This is a genomic window from Pseudomonas sp. (assembly GCF_030684895.1).
Taxonomy (GTDB): domain Bacteria; phylum Pseudomonadota; class Gammaproteobacteria; order Pseudomonadales; family Pseudomonadaceae; genus Aquipseudomonas.
On the sequence record NZ_JAUXXP010000039.1, the window covers coordinates 1 to 18,834 of the forward strand.

Annotated in this window: 12 protein-coding genes and 3 pseudogenes; 1 reads left to right on the top strand and 14 read right to left on the bottom strand. The window is 61.9% G+C overall.

All coding sequences use genetic code 11. From position 1 onward, the window contains the following. From tssI to Q8M42_RS07755, 14 genes and pseudogenes are all read right to left on the bottom strand, one after another. The coding region (tssI, locus tag Q8M42_RS07695; RefSeq protein WP_305284013.1) for a type VI secretion system tip protein TssI/VgrG at positions 1-1,828 on the bottom strand (1,828 nt) is incomplete at its 3' end. A 216-nt stretch (positions 1,829-2,044) separates the two neighbouring features. Then, positions 2,045-2,335 (bottom strand): annotated as a pseudogene (locus tag Q8M42_RS20950) (putative adhesin); the annotation flags it as partial. A gap of 223 nt (positions 2,336-2,558) precedes the next feature. After that, positions 2,559-4,070, bottom strand: coding sequence for a sigma-54-dependent Fis family transcriptional regulator (locus Q8M42_RS07700; protein WP_304870941.1), 1,512 nt, complete (start codon positions 4,068-4,070; stop codon positions 2,559-2,561). A gap of 10 nt (positions 4,071-4,080) precedes the next feature. Further along, a complete protein-coding gene (tssH, locus tag Q8M42_RS07705) occupies positions 4,081-6,696 on the bottom strand; it encodes a type VI secretion system ATPase TssH (protein WP_304870910.1) in 2,616 nt (871 codons plus the stop codon). Positions 6,697-6,982: 286 nt separating this feature from the next. Beyond that, positions 6,983-7,978: pseudogene (gene tssG, locus Q8M42_RS07710) on the bottom strand (type VI secretion system baseplate subunit TssG); the annotation flags it as partial. Continuing rightward, complete coding sequence (gene tssF / locus Q8M42_RS07715) at positions 7,942-9,732, bottom strand: type VI secretion system baseplate subunit TssF (RefSeq protein ID WP_304870908.1); 1,791 nt, start codon at positions 9,730-9,732, stop codon at positions 7,942-7,944. The pseudogene tssG and the gene tssF, both read right to left, overlap by 37 nt. Before the next feature lie 30 nt (positions 9,733-9,762). Further along, positions 9,763-10,038: a PAAR domain-containing protein gene (locus tag Q8M42_RS07720; RefSeq protein WP_275960178.1), complete on the bottom strand. Its 276-nt coding sequence runs from the start codon at positions 10,036-10,038 to the stop codon at positions 9,763-9,765. Positions 10,039-10,047: 9 nt separating this feature from the next. Beyond that, positions 10,048-10,455 carry a type VI secretion system baseplate subunit TssE gene (gene tssE / locus Q8M42_RS07725; protein ID WP_269379562.1) on the bottom strand — a complete coding sequence of 136 codons (408 nt, stop codon included), beginning with the start codon at positions 10,453-10,455 and terminating at the stop codon, positions 10,048-10,050. Positions 10,456-10,463: 8 nt separating this feature from the next. Continuing rightward, entirely contained in the window at positions 10,464-11,939 is a 1,476-nt protein-coding gene (gene tssC / locus Q8M42_RS07730; protein WP_108489172.1) for a type VI secretion system contractile sheath large subunit, read from the bottom strand. 24 nt (positions 11,940-11,963) lie between these two features. After that, positions 11,964-12,470, bottom strand: a pseudogene (gene tssB, locus Q8M42_RS07735) (type VI secretion system contractile sheath small subunit). Between the two features lie 33 nt (positions 12,471-12,503). Continuing rightward, positions 12,504-14,066, bottom strand: coding sequence for a type VI secretion system protein TssA (gene tssA, locus Q8M42_RS07740; RefSeq protein ID WP_275960179.1), 1,563 nt, complete (start codon positions 14,064-14,066; stop codon positions 12,504-12,506). A gap of 468 nt (positions 14,067-14,534) precedes the next feature. Continuing rightward, on the bottom strand, positions 14,535-15,440 hold the full coding sequence (locus tag Q8M42_RS07745; protein ID WP_304870901.1) for a D-hexose-6-phosphate mutarotase: 906 nt from the start codon (positions 15,438-15,440) through the stop codon (positions 14,535-14,537). A gap of 105 nt (positions 15,441-15,545) precedes the next feature. Further along, positions 15,546-16,922, bottom strand: coding sequence for a TRAP transporter large permease subunit (locus Q8M42_RS07750; RefSeq protein ID WP_304870899.1), 1,377 nt, complete (start codon positions 16,920-16,922; stop codon positions 15,546-15,548). Continuing rightward, the gene (locus tag Q8M42_RS07755; protein WP_304870897.1) at positions 16,915-17,460 is read right to left on the bottom strand and encodes a TRAP transporter small permease subunit; all 546 of its coding nucleotides are present in this window, start codon (positions 17,458-17,460) and stop codon (positions 16,915-16,917) included. The genes Q8M42_RS07750 and Q8M42_RS07755 overlap by 8 nt, the downstream gene beginning before the upstream one ends. A 196-nt stretch (positions 17,461-17,656) precedes the next feature. On the opposite strand from Q8M42_RS07755, the gene Q8M42_RS07760 reads away from it, so the two are divergent. Continuing rightward, entirely contained in the window at positions 17,657-18,757 is a 1,101-nt protein-coding gene (locus tag Q8M42_RS07760; RefSeq protein ID WP_304870895.1) for a TRAP transporter substrate-binding protein, read from the top strand. Positions 18,758-18,834 lie beyond the last annotated feature (77 nt).

Genomic DNA, 18,834 nt, shown 5'->3' on the forward strand with positions numbered 1-18,834 from the left:
TGATGGTGATACCGCCCGGGTCGAGCTTGATGAAGCTGCCCCCGGCCTTGAGGGTCAGCTCGATGCCCGCTTCGATGACCATTTTCTGCCCGGCCTTCAGATGAATCTCGCGGCCCGCCTTGGTCAGTTGTGCGGTGCCCAGTTTGATGTGCTGGTCTGTAGCCACCGTCAGGTGGTCCTGGGGTTTGACCTCCACCTTGCGGTCGGCGGTGACGGTGAGGTGTTCCTCGGCCAGCAGTTCGGTGTAGCTGTTCTTCTCCACGGTGTCGTGGCGCTCGTTGCCGACGCGGATCTTCTGGTCGTGTTCGATGTTCTCGTCCCAGTCGCGCTGGGCATGAATGTAGATCTGCTCGGCGCCCTTGCGATCCTCGATGCGCAGTTCGTTGTAGCCACCACCGCCGGGGCTGCTCAGAGTCTTGAACACGCTGCGCGTCTTGTTCGCCGGCAGGTCATAGGGCACCACGTGTTCGGCGTGGTACAGGCAGCCGGTGACCAAGGGCTGGTCGGGGTCGCCTTCGAGGAAGGTGACCAGCACTTCCATGCCGATGCGCGGGATGGCGATAGCGCCGTAGCCATCGCCGGCCCAGCTGGAGGAAACGCGCAACCAGCAGCTGGTCTTATCGTCTGCCTGGCCTTCGCGGTCCCAGTGAAACTGCACTTTGACCCGACCGTATTGGTCGCAGTGGATCTCTTCACCCGCGGGGCCGGTGACCACGGCAGTCTGGCTGCCGAGCACCTTGGGTTTCGGGTGCTTCAGTGCTGGGCGATGCAGCACATCCCAGGGTGTGGCGCTAAAGCGGTTGCGGTAACCCTGCTGGAAGCCGTCACTGACCTGGGTGTGGCTGGTGACGGACTCTTCCAGCACCTGCGGCTGTTTGCCTTCATGGCTGATTTCCGTCAGCAGCCAGAGCTGGTTCCAGTCATCACGCGGATGCGCGCTGAGGTTGAGGAAGTGGCCGCTGACCAGCAGCGGCTGGTCGCTTTCACCAGTGGCCAGTTCGTAGTCACTGCGGTGGCGTTCCAGGTTGCGTTTGGCCAGGTGTTTGCCGCGCTCGCGCTCGACAAAACGACCGGGGTAGTCGTAGTCCTCGAGGTCGGGTTGGAACTCGCTGTTGAAGGCCGCTTCCATCAGCAGTTTGGGCTTTTCGAAGTTGTAGTCGCGGCGGGTGACGCGGTTGCTGCGGGTTTCCAGGCGCAGGGCGAAGCGCTTGATCACTGGCTCGTCGGCAACCAGGCCGGAATCCTGCTGGTACGCAGTGGGCGCCAGCTTGGGGAACACCGTCTGGTCGTCACCGAAGACCAGCACATGGCTTTGTTCGCTGTGCTGGAAGTGGTAGTGAATGCCTTCTTCCTCGCACAGGCGCTGAATAAAGTGCAGGTCGCTTTCGTCGTACTGCACGCAGTATTCGCGCTCCGGGTAGACGCTGGGGCCGAACTGGAATTTATAGGCATTGCTCTGAATGCCGTGCTCTTCGAGCACCTGGCTGATGATCTTTTCCACGCTCAGGTGCTGGAAAATCCGCTGATTGATGCGATGCGCCAGGTAAGCCAGCTGCGGACGTAGAGTGATGTGGTAGCGGGTCATGCGCTTGCCGGAATCACCCTGGGCGACGCGGTAGACCAGGCCATGCACTCCCCCACCATCCTGGGTAAAGGCAAGAAATGCCGGTTGGTGCAGCAGGCTTTCCAGATCGAGATCAGGGCGCTCGCTGATCAGCGTCAACTCGAATACAAAGGGCTGGCTGATGGCTTCACGGCCGGTGAATTCGAGTACCTGCAGATCGTGGCTGAGGCCATCAATCGCCAGGGTGAAGCGGTTAGGTGCCAGGCTTGTGGCAAGGTTGGCGGCGTTGCCAGTCAAGGCGCGAACGACTGCAGAGGCTGATACCGCACTGCTTCTGGCGTTGGAGGCGACCGCTGCAGCCGATGTTGGCGATGTCACGACCGCAGCAATATGCGTTTCGGGCTTGGGGTGAAACAGAAAATTACGGCAAAACACACAGTGGATTTCGTCGTACTGTAGGCCGTTCTTGCTCAATTCATTAAAAACATCGCTCAGGGCAATGCTGCTGTTCTGCAGTAGCAGGGTCGGAGTTTTGCGGTTGCGCACGGTGAGGATGTCGACCCCTTCGAGCTTGGCACCATAGGCAATGCTCGAGTACTGATCGTCGCTGTATTTGGAAACCAAATAATTGCGGGTGGTCGTACCCGGCCCCTTGCGCTCGTGCACCTCAACTTCACCGCGCATCACATTGCCCAGCCCAGGGTCTTGCAGGGTCTTGCCATCCGGTCCATAGAACACCAGCGAGCTGTTAGCAGGCACGGACAGGTGCATGCCGGGCACATAGGCACCGTGGCTGGTGATGATCAGTTTCTTGCTCGGTTGTCCTGGCGCTTTTTGGAACAGGTAGAAGTGTTCGCCAAGCGCAGTTGCATTCGCTGGAGTAGGTTTCACGCGAAGACTCCTACATGGCCACGTTGCGGCTGGACAAGCACAGCGCTGAGGGGATTGACGTAACTCTGATTGGCGGCGTTGAACATGCTCTTCTCCTTAAGCCTTACACGTCAGCCGGGCTGATATTCAGCCGCTGCATGCGGTACAGCAGGGTGCGGCGCGGCAGGCCCAGCTCACAGGCGGCGCTGGTCTGGTTGCCACGGTTCTTGCGCAGGCAGTCGAGCAGCAGGCTGCGTTCGACGCGCTCCATGCGCTCGCGCAGGTTCATGCCGGGGTCATCGTTGCCGCCGGCCTGGCGCAGGTCGAAGTGTTCCGGCAGCAGCTCGCCGCCTTCACACAGCAGCACGGCGCGTTCGACCTGGCCTTTGAGTTCGCGCACGTTGCCGGGGAATGGGTAGCGGGCCAGGTGATCGAGGGTGCTGTCGGCCCAGCGGCACTGGTTGCGCTGCAAGAAGGTGCTGGCCTTGTCGGCGAAGTAGCGCGCCAGGGTGAGGATGTCCTGATCGCGCTCACGCAGGGCCGGCAGCTCGATGGGGAACTGCGCCAGGCGATAGAACAGGTCCTCGCGGAAACGGCCTTCTTCCACCAGGTTGCGCAGGTTGTGGTGGGTGGCGGCGACGATGCGCACATCGACTTTGTGCGTGGCGGTGGAGCCCAGCGGGCGTACTTCGCCTTCCTGCAATACGCGCAGCAGTTTGGCTTGCAGGCTCAGCGGCATATCACCGATTTCATCGAGGAACAGGGTGCCGCCATTGGCCGCATCGAACAGGCCCTGATGGTCGCGGTCGGCGCCGCTGAAGGCGCCTTTGCGGTAGCCGAACAGTTCGCTTTCCAGCAGGTTTTCCGGCAGCGAGGCGCAGTTCTGCACGACAAAAGCTTTGCTGCGGCGCAGGCCACAATCGTGGATGGCGCGGGCCACCAGCTCCTTGCCGGTGCCGGTTTCGCCGGCCAGCAAAACGCTGACCGGGTTGTGCAGCACTTTGCTGATCAGTTGGTAGACGCTGCGCATCGCCGGGCTGTCGCCAATCAGGCCGTAACCGCTGGCGCAGGGCGTGCTGACCACGGCAACCGGCTGTTCGCTGCGCGGCGAACGCAGGCGCTGCAGCAGGTGCAGTTGGGCGACAACAAAGCTGCCCAGATGGCCGAGTGAGTCGGCAAACCCTTGAAGTTCACGCGCGCGCTGGCTGGCAATCAACAGCAGGCCAGTGACGCTTTTCTGCTCATCCAGCAGCGGCTGGCACAGCAGGCTGCGCCAGGGCTGTTGCGCCTCGGGGAGGAAACCGGTCTGGTGCAGGCTGCTGTCCAGCTCATTGAGGCTGAGGGTCTGGTTCTGACACAGGCAATACTGCAGCAGCTGTTCGCCGTCGTAGTCGCTGGACAGGCTGGCGTCGGCGCGCGGTTGTAGCTGGCCGTCCTGCCATTCGGCAGACAGGGTCAGGCGTGTGTGGGTGTCGTCGAGCAGGTACAGCTGGCTCAGTTCGCTGCCGGACAGCTGCGCAGCGCTTTCCACCAGGCCGCCGAGCAGGGCGTCGCTGTTGGCCGCGCGCGCCAGCGTGGCGAAGCGTTGCAACAGCGCTTCGGCATAGCGTAGCGGCTGCGGCACCTGGCTGAACATCAGCGACACGTTAAGCGAACTCACAAACCACCGTTCCTTCGCCGTCCAGGGTGGCGTGTACGCGCTGCAGGCTTTCGCCACTGGCCATGGCGTCGAGCAGGCGGTCGACCACCAGCGGTTGCAGGTGCTGGTCGATCAGGTGATCGATCAGACGCGCACCGCTGTCGCTGTGGCTGCAACGTTCGGCGAGATGTTCCAGCAGCGCCGGGCAATGGCTGAACTGCAGCTGACGGCGCTGCAGGCGCTCGCCGAAACGCGCGAGCTTGAGGCCGACCAGCTCGTTGAGCACCTCGCCATTGATCGGGTAGTACGGCACCACGCGCATGCGCCCGAGCAGCGCCGGCTTGAAGTGCTGAGTCAGGGTCGGGCGAATCGCCTGCTCCAGGTCTTCCGCAGTCGGGCGTTGGCCGCCCTGGCAGAGGCTGGCGATACGCTCGCTGGCGAGGTTGCTGGTCATCAGGATCAGGCAGTTGCGGAAGTTGATCTCGCGGCCTTCGCCGTCGTTGGCCACGCCTTTATCGAAGATCTGGTAGAAGACGTTCATCACGTCCGGATCGGCCTTTTCCACTTCATCGAGCAGCACCACCGAGTAGGGTTTCTGCCGCACGGCTTCGGTGAGCATGCCGCCTTCGCCATAACCCACGTAGCCGGGTGGCGCGCCGATCAGTCGGGAGACAGTGTGCTTCTCCTGGAACTCGGACATGTTGATGGTGGTGAGGAAGCGCTCGCCGCCGTACAGCAGATCCGCCAGGGCCAGTGCGGTTTCGGTTTTTCCGACGCCGCTGGGGCCGACCAGCAGAAACACGCCGACCGGCGCATCGGCGCGATTGAGGCCGGCGGCGGTGGCGCGCATGGTGCGGTCCAGCGCGGCGATGGCTTGCGCCTGGCCGCGTACGCGCAGGCCGAGGTCGCGGGCGAAGGTCAGCACCTTGCTGTTGTGCTCGCGGGCCAGCTGGCTCAGCGGTACGCCGGTCCAATGGCTAATCACTTCGGCCACCAGACGCGGGCAGACCTCGAAACTGACCAGGCGCTCATTCACCTGGGCGCTGGCCAGTTCAGCCTGCACGGCGCGCAGTTCGTCTTCCAGTTGTTCCAGCTGCAGCGCCTGGCCGTTGCTGTCTTCAGCTTTGGCTTCGGCGTCGGTAGGGTTATGGCGCCGGCTGGCGCATTGCTTGCGCAATTCCAGCAGGCGCTCGGCCAGCTCACGCTGCACTGCCCAACGGGTTTCGATCTGCTCCAGTTCGGCGCGGGCCTGGCTCAGACGTGCTTCGAGTTGTTCGAGGATGTCGCTGTCGATGTTCAGGCCGGCTTGCATATCCCGGCCCATGGCCTCGCTCTGCCGTTCACCTTCGGCGATCTCGCCACGCAGGCGCTCCAGGGCTTCCGGGGCTGCGGCCAGGCTGATGCGCACACGGGCGCAGGCGGTGTCCAGTACATCGACGGCTTTGTCTGGCAGCTGGCGGCCAGCCAGGTAGCGCGCAGAGAGTTCGGCGGCGGCAACCACGGCGTCGTCACGCAGGTAGATGCCGTGGCTTTTCTCGTAAACAGGCGCCAGGCCACGCAGGATGGTTACGGCTTCATCGACTGTTGGCTCATGCAGCTGTACCGGCTGGAAGCGCCGGGCCAGGGCCGGGTCCTTCTCGAAGTACTTCTTGTATTCGCTCCAGGTGGTGGCGGCGATGGTGCGCAGCTCGCCACGCGCCAGGGCGGGCTTGAGCAGGTTGGCCGCGTCACCACTGCCGGCCTGGCCGCCGGCACCGATCAGGGTGTGGGCTTCATCGATAAACAGGATGATCGGCTTGGGCGAGCCTTTGACCTCATCGATCACGCCCTGCAGGCGGCGCTCGAACTCACCTTTAACGCTGGCACCGGCTTGCAGCAAGCCGAGGTCCAGGCACAGCAGTTCGACACCTTTGAGTGCATCCGGCACTTCGCCTGCAGCGATACGCAGGGCCAGTCCTTCGACGATGGCGGTTTTACCAACACCGGCTTCACCGACCACAATCGGGTTGCTTTTGCGGCGGCGGGCGAGGATGTCGATCATCTGGCGGATCGCTCCGTCGCGGCACAGCACCGGGTCGAGCTTGCCGTCGCGAGCCTGCTGGGTGAAGTTGTGGGTAAAGCGCGAGAGGTTCGATTCGCCACCGGCTGCGGGTTTACCTGCAGCGGTTTGCGGTTGCTGGGCCATGGCGAATTCGCGCAGGCGCTCGGCATTCAGCTTGGCCAGCAGTGGTTGATAGTGGCTGCCGGCGTAGCGCATCGGATTGCGCAGCAGGGCGAGGATCAGCGCGGCTTCATCAACCTGGCTCTGGCCGAGCTCCAGGCTGGCGACCAGCAGGGCGTCCTGCAGCCATTGCACCAGTTCGGTGGCAAATACCGGGTTGCGCGATTCACTGTGTTCGCCGCGCGGTTGCAGGGCGCGGGCCAGCTCGCCAGCGTCCACTTCGGCATCCTGCAGGGCGCGCGGCAGCAAGCCTTCCGGGCGCTCAAGCAGGCCGAGCAACAGGTCTTCCACCAGAATCTTGCTGCCACCGCGCACCACGCAGCGCTCGGCGGCGCATTCCAGGTCATGTTTGCTGGCAGCGTCGAGGGCTTGCACCAGTTGCTGTAAATCGACGTTGATCATTTCATCAATCCTTAATGGGGGCGAGCTGCACGGTTAATGGCGAGCCGCGTTGGTTCTGTGACTGCGCCAGGCAAGGCGTGGGACGCCGGCGATGGCATTCCCTCGGCAAGTCCCGCAACGCGGCATGGCGCAGTCACAGAACCAACCCGTAGGGGCGCGGCCAGAAAGCCGCAATCCAGCGTTATTCGTCGTTCATTTGGAGTCACCAAACTTCACTCCTCATGCCTTGGCTTGCGGCTTTCTGGTCGGCGCCGCGGCCGTCATTAACCGTGGAGCTCGCCCTGGCGCTGCCGAGGGTGACCACGCCGTCGGCGTTGTCACGCCCCAGCCAAGTGGTCCAGCCCAGCAGGCAGGGGTTGTCCGCGCCGAGGCGCAATTCGCGTATTTCGTCCTGGCGCAGTTCCAGGCGGATGTCGTAGTCCAGCGGGTCGCGCAGGGTGAAGCGCACCAGCGCGCAGAGCGGTTGGTAGCCGCTGCCGATGGGCAGAAATTCATGGAAGCGATCCCAGTTCAACTGGCGTACATGGATGCGGAACTTGCCGCCGCGGTCACGCACGAACTCGCCGAGCACTAGGCTTTCTCCTAGTTGGCTGTTGGCCAGGCCGAGGCGGTTGCGCTGCTCACCGAGGATTTCCACCTGACGCTCCAGGCACTGCTCGATATGCAGGTCGGCATGCTTGAAGTAGTAACGCAGCACCGATTCGATCAATGCTGCCGAGTGCGCGCGCAAGCTAAGCAGGCCGAGGTAGGGCAGTAGGCGTTTCCAGTTCAGCTCTTTGGCCTGGCGAATGGTTTCGCCGCCTAAGCCGATCAGCGCAAACAGGTGCGCTGAGAACGCGTCGGCCGCGCCGCTCTGAAAGCGCGTGTGGTAGCGGTATTTCTGCCAGGTGGGCAGCAGTAGGCGTTGCAGGCGGTTATTGAACAGGTCGAGGAAGTCGCGGGTCGGGTTACCATCTTCGCTATCGCCCAGTGCCTGCTCGCCGTAGAACGCAGGGAGCGGTGAGCCGGCCCCGAACAGGCTGACCAGGTTGATGCGCAGGCGCGCGCGCAGCTCACCGTGTTCTTCGAAGAATTGCACGCGATCAATATCGCTACCGGGGAACCCCATGCTCGGGTTGGCCTGCAGTTCCAGTCGCTGATACAGCGCCTCCTCATCCAGTTCAGGATGAGCAGCCTGCAAGCGTTCCAGCACCAGCTGCACACCCTGGAACAGGCTGTACTCGCGGATGCCCCGGCTAAGCCGGTTTAGAGCAGGGGCTGTTGCCCCATGCGCGGCGTCCATTGGTACACCTCTCCCTGTGTGCTCTGTACGCGCAGCTCGTGGTACGAGTTCAAGCTGGCATACAGGGCAAAAAATTCATTGAGTACGGTGGCGAAGAGGAACAGGTCGCCCTCGCCTACATAGCCCTCTGGGTTGATCGTCAATTGGGTGCGCACGCCACGTACCGGCAAGCCGCGGTGCAGGCGATCGACGTGCTGGTGGCTGATGCTTTTCAGACCATCGAGCAGGCGCTTGCTGACCTTCTCCGCGTGCTGGTCGTAGTAGCGTGGCAGGTCATAAGTTTCGAGAATGACTTTGAGTGCCTCGACGTTGGCCAGCGATAGGTAGTTCAGCGACATGTTGCTGATCAGTTTCCAGAGAAAGTCGCGGTGCAGTGGCGGTGCATAGCTCGGCGTCACGGCACTGATATTGCGGAAGGTGAGGAACTCCGGGGTGTCCTCACTGGGCATGCAGATATCCCCCAAGCCCAGCTGACGCGGCAGGTTCTGGTTGGTGCAGGTCAGCTCAATCGACAGGGTTTCATGCTGATCGAGGTTACGCAGGCCGAAGCTCAGGTAGGTTTCCAGACCATCGCCCAGTAGTGACGGCTGCTGGCGCACACTGTAGTGCGGGCGCGCCAGAGGCACATCGAAACTGGCGTCATGTTCGAAGGATTCAAACGGTACGTACTCTTCATAGCCCTTGCCGCCGGGCTTCCAGCCGGTGACGCGATCCACCGAGAACACCCCGCAATGCTCGGAGTCGAGTTCCGAGGGCAGCAGCAGGTATTGGTCCTGTTTGCCGTCGAGGCGAATCGGGATGGCGTCGTGGGCGAACAGGTTAACCACCGGCGTGCAATACAGGCGCACGTTATCCAGGGTCGGGCGGATGCGTTGCACGCCAGCCTTGTGGATATCGAAACGCAGCTCGATGCCGCGCGCCTGCTTGAGTACGTCTTCGGGCACGCGCTTGAGCACATCCAGGCCGAGCAGGTCGACGAACAGGAACTTGTCCTGGAAGGCGAAATATTCCTGCAGGTAGCGGTAGCCACGGAAGGTGTTCAGCGGGTAGGGAATCAGCGCCTGATCTTCGGCAAAACCCACCGGCTGAACGTTGCTGGCCGGCAGCTGCAGTGGCAGCAATGGGCGATCATCCGCGCCCTGTAAGGGCTTGCCGGCCGCATTCAGCAACACCAGCTGCACACCGCCGAGGTGGCGCAGCAGGCTCAGGTACAGCAGCTGACTGATATAGCGCTCACCGGACAGGTGCAGACGCAACTGCTTGAGGTCGAGATCACCCAGATGGCCATCGGCACTCATCGCCAGGCGCAGGCTGAGCAGCGCACCATCACCCTTGACCGAGTAATCCAGGCCATTCAGGGCCAGTGGCAGCACTTCGGTGGCAAAGGCGGTGCGGAAGCGGCAGGTCACGCCCTGGATCGGCTTGGATTCCACCGGCGTATGGCGTGGCACCAGCAAGGCACCGCCAGGGCGTTTAAGCGGGTCGAACTGCAACATGCTGAACGCCGGCAGCGGGCGCATATAGTTCGGCCACAGCAAGTGCATCAGCGAATGGGTCAGCTCCGGCAGCTCGTCATCAAGCTTCTGCCGCAAACGCCCAGTCAGAAAGGCGAAGCCTTCCAGCAGCCGCTCGACATCCGGGTCGCGCCCGCTCTGCCCAAGAAACGGCGCCAGCGCCGGGCTGCGCTCGGCAAAACGCTTGCCGAGTTGGCGCAGGGCGGTGAGTTCGCTCTGGTAGTAGTGGTTAAAAGACATTCAGCAGTTCGTCCTTGTGGCTGTGTCGGCTCAGCCGCCAATCAGCACGGTGCCGGAACCGGCGATCACCGGGTTGCCATGGCTGCCCACGGTGCCGAGCACGGTGGCGGGCTTGTTGTTGATCAGCACGGTGGGAATGACCGCGCTGGCCAGGGCGCTGCCGCAGCCGGTGGGGTCGCCCATGCGGGCGGCGGGCAGGCTGTCGAACAGCACGTCGGGGGAGCCGGCGACAATCGGGTTGGTGCCGTGGCCGGGAATCGGGCAGGCGGTTGGGTCGCTGACGCGGGCTGCGGGTTTACCGGACATGGGCTCTCCTTAATTGACCTTGACCTGTCCGCTGCCATCCAGGCGCGCGGAGAAACTGACTTGGCGTTTAAAGCCGTCCACTTCCAGCAGGCCTTCGATGGCAAAGGCCAGGCTTAGCGGGTTGTTGTCGCGGGGCAGGGAAATCACCCGCACGTCGCTTAAACGCGGTTCGTACGCTTCGATAAAGCGTTCGATGGCGATACGCGCCTGCTGCAGCGAATCGTGCAGCGACAGGCGCATATCGTTGAGATCGGGCAACCCGTAGTCGGGCAGCGTTTGCACGCTGCCCGCCCGGGTGCTGAGCATTTTCGCCAGGTGGGTAGCCACCGACGCCATGGCGGCGACCTCGCGGCTCCAGCCAGCGCGCTGGCTGGCTTCACCGCCGAGGCGTTCGAATAGGCTTCCGTAACCTGACATAAGGATGCTTATTCCTTGTCCAGCTTGCCGACGAGCGACAGGGTGAAATCGGCACCCATGTACTTGAAGTGCGGACGCACGTTGAGGCTGACGCGGTACCAGCCCGGCTCACCATCCACATCACTGACGATCACCTGAGCGGCGCGCAGCGGACGGCGGCTACGGACTTCGGAGCTCGGGTTTTCCTGGTCGGCAACGAACTGGCGGATCCACTTGTTGAGTTCCAGCTCCAGGTCGGTGCGCTCTTTCCAGGCGCCGATCTGCTCGCGCTGCAGCACTTTCAGGTAGTGGGCCAGACGGTTGATGATGAACATGTACGGCAGCTGGGTGCCGAGCTTGTAGTTCAGTTCAGCCGTTTTGCCTTCTTCGCTGATGCCGAAGAACTTCGGCTTCTGCGCCGAGTTGGCGGAGAAGAATGCGGCGTTGTCGCTGCCTTTGCGCATGGTCAGGGCGATAAAGCCTTCTTCGGCCAGCTCGTATTCACGACGGTCGGAGACCAGCACTTCGGTCGGAATCTTGGTTTCGATTTCGCCCATGCTTTCGAAGTGGTGCAGCGGCAGGTCTTCTACCGCGCCACCGCTCTGCGGGCCGATGATGTTCGGGCACCAGCGGAACTTGGCGAAGCTGTCGGTCAGCTTGGAAGCAAAGGTGTAGGCGGTGTTGCCCCACAGGTAATGCTCGTGGCTGTTGGCGACGTTCTCTTTGTAGACGAAGGTCTTCACCGGGTTGTCTTCCGGATCGTACGGGTTGCGCAGGAGGAAGCGCGGTACGGTCAGGCCGACGTAGCGGGCATCTTCCTGCTCGCGGAAGCTCTGCCATTTGGCGAATTGCGGGCCTTCGAAGTGATCTTTCAGATCCTTCAGGTCCGGCAGGCCGGTGAAGCTTTCCAGGCCGAAGAATTTCGGACCGGCAGCGGCGATAAAGGGCGCGTGGGACATGCTGGCGACACTGGCAACGTATTGCAGGGTCTTGACGTCTGGAGCGCTCGGGTCGAAGAAGTAGTTGGCGATCAGGGCGCCGACCGGCTGGCCACCGAACTGGCCGTATTCGGCGGTGTAGATGTGCTTGTACAGGCCGGACTGGGTGATTTCCGGGCTGTCTTCGAAGTCATCGAGCAGATCCTGCTTGGAGGCGTTGATGATCTCCAGCTTGATGTTTTCGCGGAAGTTGGTGCGATCCACCAGCAGCTTGAGGCCGCGCCAGGAGGATTCCAGCGCCTGGAATTCGGCGTTGTGGAGGATTTCGTCCATCTGCCGGCTGAGCTTGGCGTCGATCTCCGCGATCATGCGGTCGACCATGGCCTTTTTCACGGGCTCATTTTCGTTCTGCGGCTTCAGCAACTCTTCGATAAAGGCCGACACGCCACGCTTGGCGATGTCATAGGCTTCGTCGTCCGGAGTCAGTTTGGTCTCGGCAATGATGCGGTCGAGGATGCCGAGGTCGGCGGCGCTGCGACCGCTTTCTACTGCTGCACTAGTGCTCATGAATTAGCTTCCTTGTTAATTGAATCAGGAGTCCAGCTTGCCTTGGGCAGCCAGGCCGAGTTCGCCGAGTACGCGGTCACGCGAGTCGTCGTCAGCCAGCACGCTTTCGATTGCCTTGCGGAAGGCCGGGGCGTTGCCCAGTGGACCTTTCAGAGCAACCAGGGCGTCGCGCAGTTCCATTAGTTTTTTCAGCTCAGGGACCTGATCGACCACATTGGCCGGGTTGAAGTCCTTCATCGAGTTGATGCGCAGCTGCACCGCCATGTCGTCGCCTTCGGCGTCGTCTTGCAGGCGATTAGGCACGGCGAAGGTCAGGTTGAGTTCCTGCTTGGCCAGCACTTAGTCGAAGCTGTTCTTGTCGATGCTGATCGGCTTGCGGTCTTCGATCTTGCGATCGTCGGCGCGTTGGGTGAAGTCACCCAGAACCATCAGTTTCAGTGGCAGTTCGATCTCTTCCTGAGCACCGCCGGTGGCGGGTTTGAAAGTGACGTTGATGCGTTCCTTGGGGGCTACCGAGCCTTCTTTGGCCATGGTCATTCTCCGTTACGGTTATGGCCCGAGGGCCTAGTCCAGTACCACTTCAAGATCGAGGTGGCACAACCTGCGGTAGATCTCTTCCTTGCTTTCACGTACCGCGTGGTTCTGCGGCAACAGCTCACAACAGCTGTGCAGCATGCGCAGTACGTCCAGGGCGAGATCGGGTTCCCAGTCGCCGAGGCCGGTGGCCTGTAGCGTCTGGTCGAGCGATTCGAGTTGGGTTTTGGCCAGTTCGTATTTCTTTGCGCTGTAGCACAGGCGCGCCAGGGTCAGCTGCCAGAAGAAGCGTTCGCGGCCACCGCGCGCCTTGGCCAGGCCGAGCTTGAGTTGCTGCACGGCGGATTTCAGGCCGTCCTTGCGCAGCTTGGGCAGGGTTTCCTGCAGGGCGATATCCCAGGCCGGCAGCGCGTTGCCGTCGTTGGCTACGGGGGTGTTGTCGCTGACCGGGGCCTGCACATGCGGCATCACGTGGGAGCTGAGCCAGGCGCGGGTCTGTGCATCGGCGAAGGCGCTGCCGTCGTGGAAGCGCAGTTCTTCCAGGCCGCTCATGCGCTGCATAAACAGTGCGAGCTGGATTTCCACTTCACGCATCGCCTGCTCGGCGTCCAGTTCGTGCAGGCACTGCCAGACCAGATGCTGGCCGTCGAGCCAGAACGGCGCGCGGGCGATGCTGGCTTCCAGGTCGACCAGCAGATCGGCGTATTGGCCGTTCTGGTAGCGCTCCTGATAGCTGGCCAGCTTGTCGGCCGGCAGGCCGCGCAGCGCGGTGATCTGTTCGGCATTGCGCTCCGGCAGGCTGTCGATGGGCAGCCAGAGCAGGGTGCGCGCCAGGCGCAGGGCGCGCAGGTCGCTGGCTTTCTGCTTGAGCCAGTAGGCGCAGAGCGGACGGGCCTGGTCTTGCAGGCTGCGCAGGCTCTTGTGCGCTTCCTTTTCGCTTTCCACCGGCGCGCCGGGGGTGAGCATCTGGCTGGCAGCCTGCTTGACCTGAGCAATCGCCGCACCGACCGAGCCGGGCTCTGGCTGACCCTGGCTGGCGCGCTTGACCAGCTCATCCAGGCGTCGGCACAGCGGCAGCAGCAGCGGTGCATCTTCGCCCAGATGTTCGGCCAGGCAGGCTTCCAGGGCGCGTAGCTGCTCGGCCAGGCTGCGGAACAGCGCCAGTTGCTCGCCAATCGGTACGTGCTCGGCCAGCGCCTGTTCCAGGCGTGGAATCAGCCAGCTGATGGCGGCGGCGCGGGTGCGCGGTTTGCGGGGGTGCAGCTCGACCCAGTGATTGAGGCACAGGTAGTGCAGCAGGCTGAAACCGGCTTGCAGGCCGGGGAAGGATTCGCGTTGGTAAAGCCCCCAGATCAGCCAGGCGGCGACGCGCAAATCCTTGGAGTGGCCGCTAAGCAGTATCTCGCTGTTTTCGCGGACTTTTTGCCAGTCAATCGCCGCCGTTTCGTGCAGCGCCGTGGCCTTGCCCAGCTCATTTTCGAGAACTTCGTATTCGCTGGAATAACGCACGTCATTACCGGCAAAGTTCCCTTCATTGATAGGAAGTTTGGCCAGCTCTAAATAATGAGCAGTGAGTTTGTTTGAATAGGTCATTCCATGACTCGATTATCGCTGCAGGTAACTTCAAAGAAGCGGGTGACGCTTCTGAAGACCATCTTGCTGCGCTGTAGGTGCGCAAGAAGTTGCGCACTTAAATGTGCAACAAGTTGCGCACGTCCTAGTGAGGTGGGCATCCTAGCCCCATGAAGAGTGTCGGACAACCGCTGAAAGTGTGAAATATGTAACAGTGATGGATATTTGCCGATTAATAACTGGAACGATAGTTCCTAAAAATTGTGAGTATTTCGTCACAATAAGACGGGTCTGAAAAGTTATGTAGGGATATGGCTCTATATATGTAAGTAATTGCTTACTGGCAAAGTAGTGGCACGTCACAAAAGTTGTCTGGTTGCTGCAAGTTAGTGTGATGCAGTGCAGGTTTTGCCGGATTGGCCTGTGACGGCTGTGCTGCGGCCGAGCCCGAACGGGTTCGGCGCGGGGAAGGGCTAAACCGTTGGTCGGTTAAGCGCTGCCGGGTTCCGCCCAGAGACTCACATCGAGCTGATGTTGCTCGCCCGCCGCCAGCACGCGGATGTCGTCCAGTACGTTGGCGTGTTCGATACAGAGCATCCCTGGCCAGGCATCGGCGGCGAATTGCGAGAGGCGTTGCGCCTTGTCGATCCAGGGGTTCCACAGCACGGCCGAATTCGAGCCACTGCTGTGCAGCTGGATGCGTCGCTGCCACGCGCGGTCGAGGATGCTCAGCTGTGCTGGGGTGTCCAAGTAGATGCGGTCGGTCTCGCCGCTGAACTGCAGCAGGCCGTCCTGCTGGCGTTGCTGCCAGTCTTCCAGGGTTTCGATATAGCGGCAGCCGTGCAGGCCTTCGACCGCGACGTTGTGGACATCGCTGACGGCAAAATAGCTGTGCAGCGCCTGGCTGATCGCCAGCGGCGTATCGCCCAGGTTGCGGCTGTTCAGCTGGATATGCAGGCGCTCATCCAGGCGAATGCTCAAGCGCAGCTCGGCGGCGTGGGGCCAGTCGGCCAGTGGCTGGGTGGCGCTGTTGTAGATGAACTCCAGGTGGATGCCGTCATCGCGGCTGTCGATGCCTTTCAGCTGCCAGTCGAGGTTGCGTACCAGGCCGTGGGCAGGCGCAGTTTCTGGCTGTAGATGCATGGCCTGCACTGCCGGCGGGTTGCGTTGCAGGCTGCCGAACCAGGGCCAGCACACCGGCACGCCGCCGCGCACACCCTGGCCGCGCTTGTAGGCCGCTTGCTCGCTGAGCCAGATCAGCGGCGGTTGATCATCCGCCTGGTAGCTGAGTATCTGCGCGCCTTGTTGGCTGATCAGTAGCTCATAGGCGCCATAGCGCGCGCGCCAGCAGGTCAGCTCGTCCAGTTCAAGGCGTTCAACATGGGATCTGGCCATCGGCGTACTCGTAGAAGGAAGAATAAAGAAGGCTATTGGAGCCCAGCTTGCGCGCAGAAAGCAAAACGCCCGTCAGTGACGGGCGTTTTTTGGCTGGAGTCAGGCTTACTTGCCGTAGACCTGTTCCGGCAGCCAGGTGATCAGCCCTGGGAACTGGTAGGCAATCACCAGCAGCAGGATCTGGATCATGATAAACGGCAGCACACCCTTATAGATGGTACTGGTGGGCACCGATGCCGGGGTGACGCCGCGCAGGTAGAACAGCGCAAAGCCAAACGGCGGGGTGAGGAACGAGGTCTGCAGGTTCAGCGCGATCATCACGCCCAGCCACACCGGGTCCAGCCCCATGGCCAGCAATACCGGGCCGACAATCGGCACCACCACGAAGGTGATCTCGATAAAGTCGAGGATAAAGCCCAGCAGGAAGATCACCACCATCACCAGGAAGAACGCGCCAAGCACGCCGCCGGGCAACTGGGCAAAGATGTCCTCGATCATCGCTTCGCCGCCGAAGCCACGGAACACCAGGGAGAACAGCGAGGCGCCAATCAGGATGAGGAACACCATGGCGCTGATTTCGGTGGTGCCATAGGCCACTTGGCGCAGTTGGCCGAAGTTCAGCTTGCCCTTGTAGAAGGCCAGCAGCATGGCGCCGAGGGCACCCAGTGCAGCGGCTTCGGTGGGGGTCGCGTAACCGGCGAGGATCGAGCCGAGTACCGCACCGATCAACAGCAGCGGCGGCACCAGGGCGTTGATCAGCTTGCCCCATTCGATTGGGCCCAGTTCACTTTGCGGCAGGGCCGGCAGCTTCTTCGGCTGGAAGATCGCCACGCCGATGATGTAGGTGATATACAGCCCCACCAGCAGCAGGCCGGGCAGCAGCGCGCCGACGAACAGGTCACCGACCGAGACGGTCTTCGGCGAGAAGATGCCCATCTTCAGCTGCGCCTGTTGGTAGGCGCTGGACATCACGTCACCCAGCAGCACCAGCACGATGGACGGCGGGATGATCTGCCCCAGGGTGCCGGTGGCGGCCAGGGTGCCAGTGGAAATCGCCGGGTCATAACCACGCCGGAGCATGGTCGGCAGCGCCAGCAGGCCCATGGTCACCACGGTGGCGCCGACGATGCCGGTGGATGCCGCGAGCAGCGCGCCGACCACGCATACGGAAATCGCCAGGCCGCCGCGCAAGGTGCCGAACAGCCGGGACATGGATTCCAGCAGGTCTTCGGCGACCCTGGATTTCTCCAGCATCACCCCCATAAACACGAATAGCGGCACCGCCAGCATGGTCTGGTTGTTCATGATGCCGAACAGGCGGTTGGGCAGGGCGTTCAGGTAGCCGCCATCGAAGGTGCCAGTGAGGATGCCGATGCCGGCAAACAGCAGCGACACACCGCCGAGGGTGAAGGCCACCGGGTAGCCGGCCATCAGGGCCGCGCAGATGCTGATAAACAGCAGAATCGCCATCAACTCAGCCATGCTTCACCTCCGCGGCTGGTAGGCGGCCGGTGAGGATATTGGCGAATTTGATCAAGTCGGAGATTCCTTGTAAGACCAGGCTGACCACCAGCACCAGGATGATGCTCTTTTGCAGGTAGACGAATTTCAGCCCGCCCGACTCGCTGGAGCCTTCCAGGGTCGACCAGGAATTGCTCACGTAATCCCAGCTGGACCAGCCGAGGAACAGGCACACCGGCAGCAGAAACAGCAGGGTGCCGAGGCTGTCGACCAGCGCTTTACGTTTGGCGCTGAACGCCTGATAGAAAATGTCGACGCGCACATGGCCGTTGCGTTGCAACACCCAGGCGGCGGCGCCCATAAATACCAGGGCGTGACCGTACAGCACGGCTTCCTGCAAGGCGGTAGCGCCGATGCCGAAACCGTAACGCAGGATCACCACGATGGCGGTGCCCAGCACCAGAAACAGGGTCAGCCAGGCGCAGGCCTTGCCGAAACCGGCGTTGAATGAATCGATCAGACGGGCAAGGCCGAGCAGCAGAGGGGGTTTATCGGACATTATGAGTCCTTATGGTTATGGGCTTTGTGAGCAGGCAGGCCGGCGATTCTAGGCAGGCCGGTACGCGTGCGGCAATGGCACTACAACTTTAGTCGTATCCGCTAGGCTTGAGAGTCACTTACCCCTATGTTACTCAGGCGCGGTGGGTCCGCAGCGATCCTGTGGTCAGACCACTACAACAATAAAGGAGCTTTGCATGAAACGTCGTCAAATTCTCGCAGCAGCAGGCGTAGGCCTTGCAGCAACGGCCCTGGCCGGTTGCAAAGACAAGGCGGAAACCGCTGGTAAGCCCCAAGAAGGCGCGAGCAGCCAAACCTTCAACTGGAAAATGGTTACCTCCTGGCCGAAGAATTTTCCCGGCGTAGGCGTCGGTGCCGAGCGCTTCGCCAAGCTGGTTGAAGAAATGAGTAACGGCCGCTTGAAGGTCAAGGTCTATGCCGCTGGCGAGCTGGTGCCGGCGCTGGAAGTATTCGATGCAGTCAGCCGCGGCACCGCCGAAATGGGCCACGGTGCGCCTTACTACTGGAAAGGCAAAGTGCCGGCTGCGCAGTTCTTCTGCGCCCTGCCATTTGGCCCCAACGCCCAGGAAATGAACGCCTGGCTGCACAAGGGCGGCGGCATTGAGCTGTGGGAAGAGGTCTACAAGCCCTTCGGCGTCCTGCCGATGGCCTGTGGCGCGACTGGCGTGCAGACCGCAGGTTGGTTTAACAAGGAGATCAACGGCGTTGATGACTTCAAGGGCCTGAAGATGCGTACCCCAGGCCTGGGCGGCGAAGTGCTGACCAAAATGGGCGGTACCGTGGTCAACATGCCGGCCGGTGAAATTTTCACCGCGCTGCAAACCGGCGCCATCGACGCCACCGAGTGGATCGGCCCATACAACGACCAGGCTCTGGGCCTGCACAAAGCCGCCAAGTATTACTACACCCCGGGCTGGCAAGAGCCGAACGTAACCTTCGAGTTGGACGTCAACATCAAGGCCTGGGAAACCCTGCCGGCGGATCTGCAGGCCATCGTCCGCGCCGCCGCTCGTGATGTGAACGGCGACATGCTCGACGATTACAACGCGAAGAACATGGAAGCCCTGGAGCAGCTCAAAGGCGAGGGCGTTGACGTACGTCGTCTGCCGGATGCCGTGCTGGCCAAACTCAAGGAAGTAGCCGCCGAAGTGGTCGACGCCAGCGCCGCCGCCGATCCGGTAGCCAGCAAGGTGTGGGCGCAGCAGAAGGCTTATCTCAAGCGTCTGTACGAGTACGCCGAGCTGAACGAGAAGGATATCTACAACATCCGCGGCTAACCTAGAACCTGTCTCGGATCTGCTGCGCGTCGGCAATACTGCGTTAAAAACAGCCTCGGAATGCTCATTTACAACCA

What these genes read in the sequence shown, in the direction of transcription:
- Q8M42_RS07750 (WP_304870899.1), bottom strand. Translation starts at nt 16,922, where the DNA reads ATGGCTGAGTTGATGGCGATTCTGCTGTTTATCAGCATCTGCGCGGCC.
- Q8M42_RS07755 (WP_304870897.1), bottom strand. Translation starts at nt 17,460, where the DNA reads ATGTCCGATAAACCCCCTCTGCTGCTCGGCCTTGCCCGTCTGATCGAT.
- tssA (WP_275960179.1), bottom strand. Translation starts at nt 14,066, where the DNA reads ATGACCTATTCAAACAAACTCACTGCTCATTATTTAGAGCTGGCCAAA.
- tssF (WP_304870908.1), bottom strand. Translation starts at nt 9,732, where the DNA reads ATGTCTTTTAACCACTACTACCAGAGCGAACTCACCGCCCTGCGCCAA.
- Q8M42_RS07745 (WP_304870901.1), bottom strand. Translation starts at nt 15,440, where the DNA reads ATGGCCAGATCCCATGTTGAACGCCTTGAACTGGACGAGCTGACCTGC.
- Q8M42_RS07700 (WP_304870941.1), bottom strand. Translation starts at nt 4,070, where the DNA reads ATGTTCAGCCAGGTGCCGCAGCCGCTACGCTATGCCGAAGCGCTGTTG.
- tssC (WP_108489172.1), bottom strand. Translation starts at nt 11,939, where the DNA reads ATGAGCACTAGTGCAGCAGTAGAAAGCGGTCGCAGCGCCGCCGACCTC.
- tssE (WP_269379562.1), bottom strand. Translation starts at nt 10,455, where the DNA reads ATGTCAGGTTACGGAAGCCTATTCGAACGCCTCGGCGGTGAAGCCAGC.
- Q8M42_RS07760 (WP_304870895.1), top strand. Translation starts at nt 17,657, where the DNA reads ATGAAACGTCGTCAAATTCTCGCAGCAGCAGGCGTAGGCCTTGCAGCA.
- tssH (WP_304870910.1), bottom strand. Translation starts at nt 6,696, where the DNA reads ATGATCAACGTCGATTTACAGCAACTGGTGCAAGCCCTCGACGCTGCC.
- Q8M42_RS07720 (WP_275960178.1), bottom strand. Translation starts at nt 10,038, where the DNA reads ATGTCCGGTAAACCCGCAGCCCGCGTCAGCGACCCAACCGCCTGCCCG.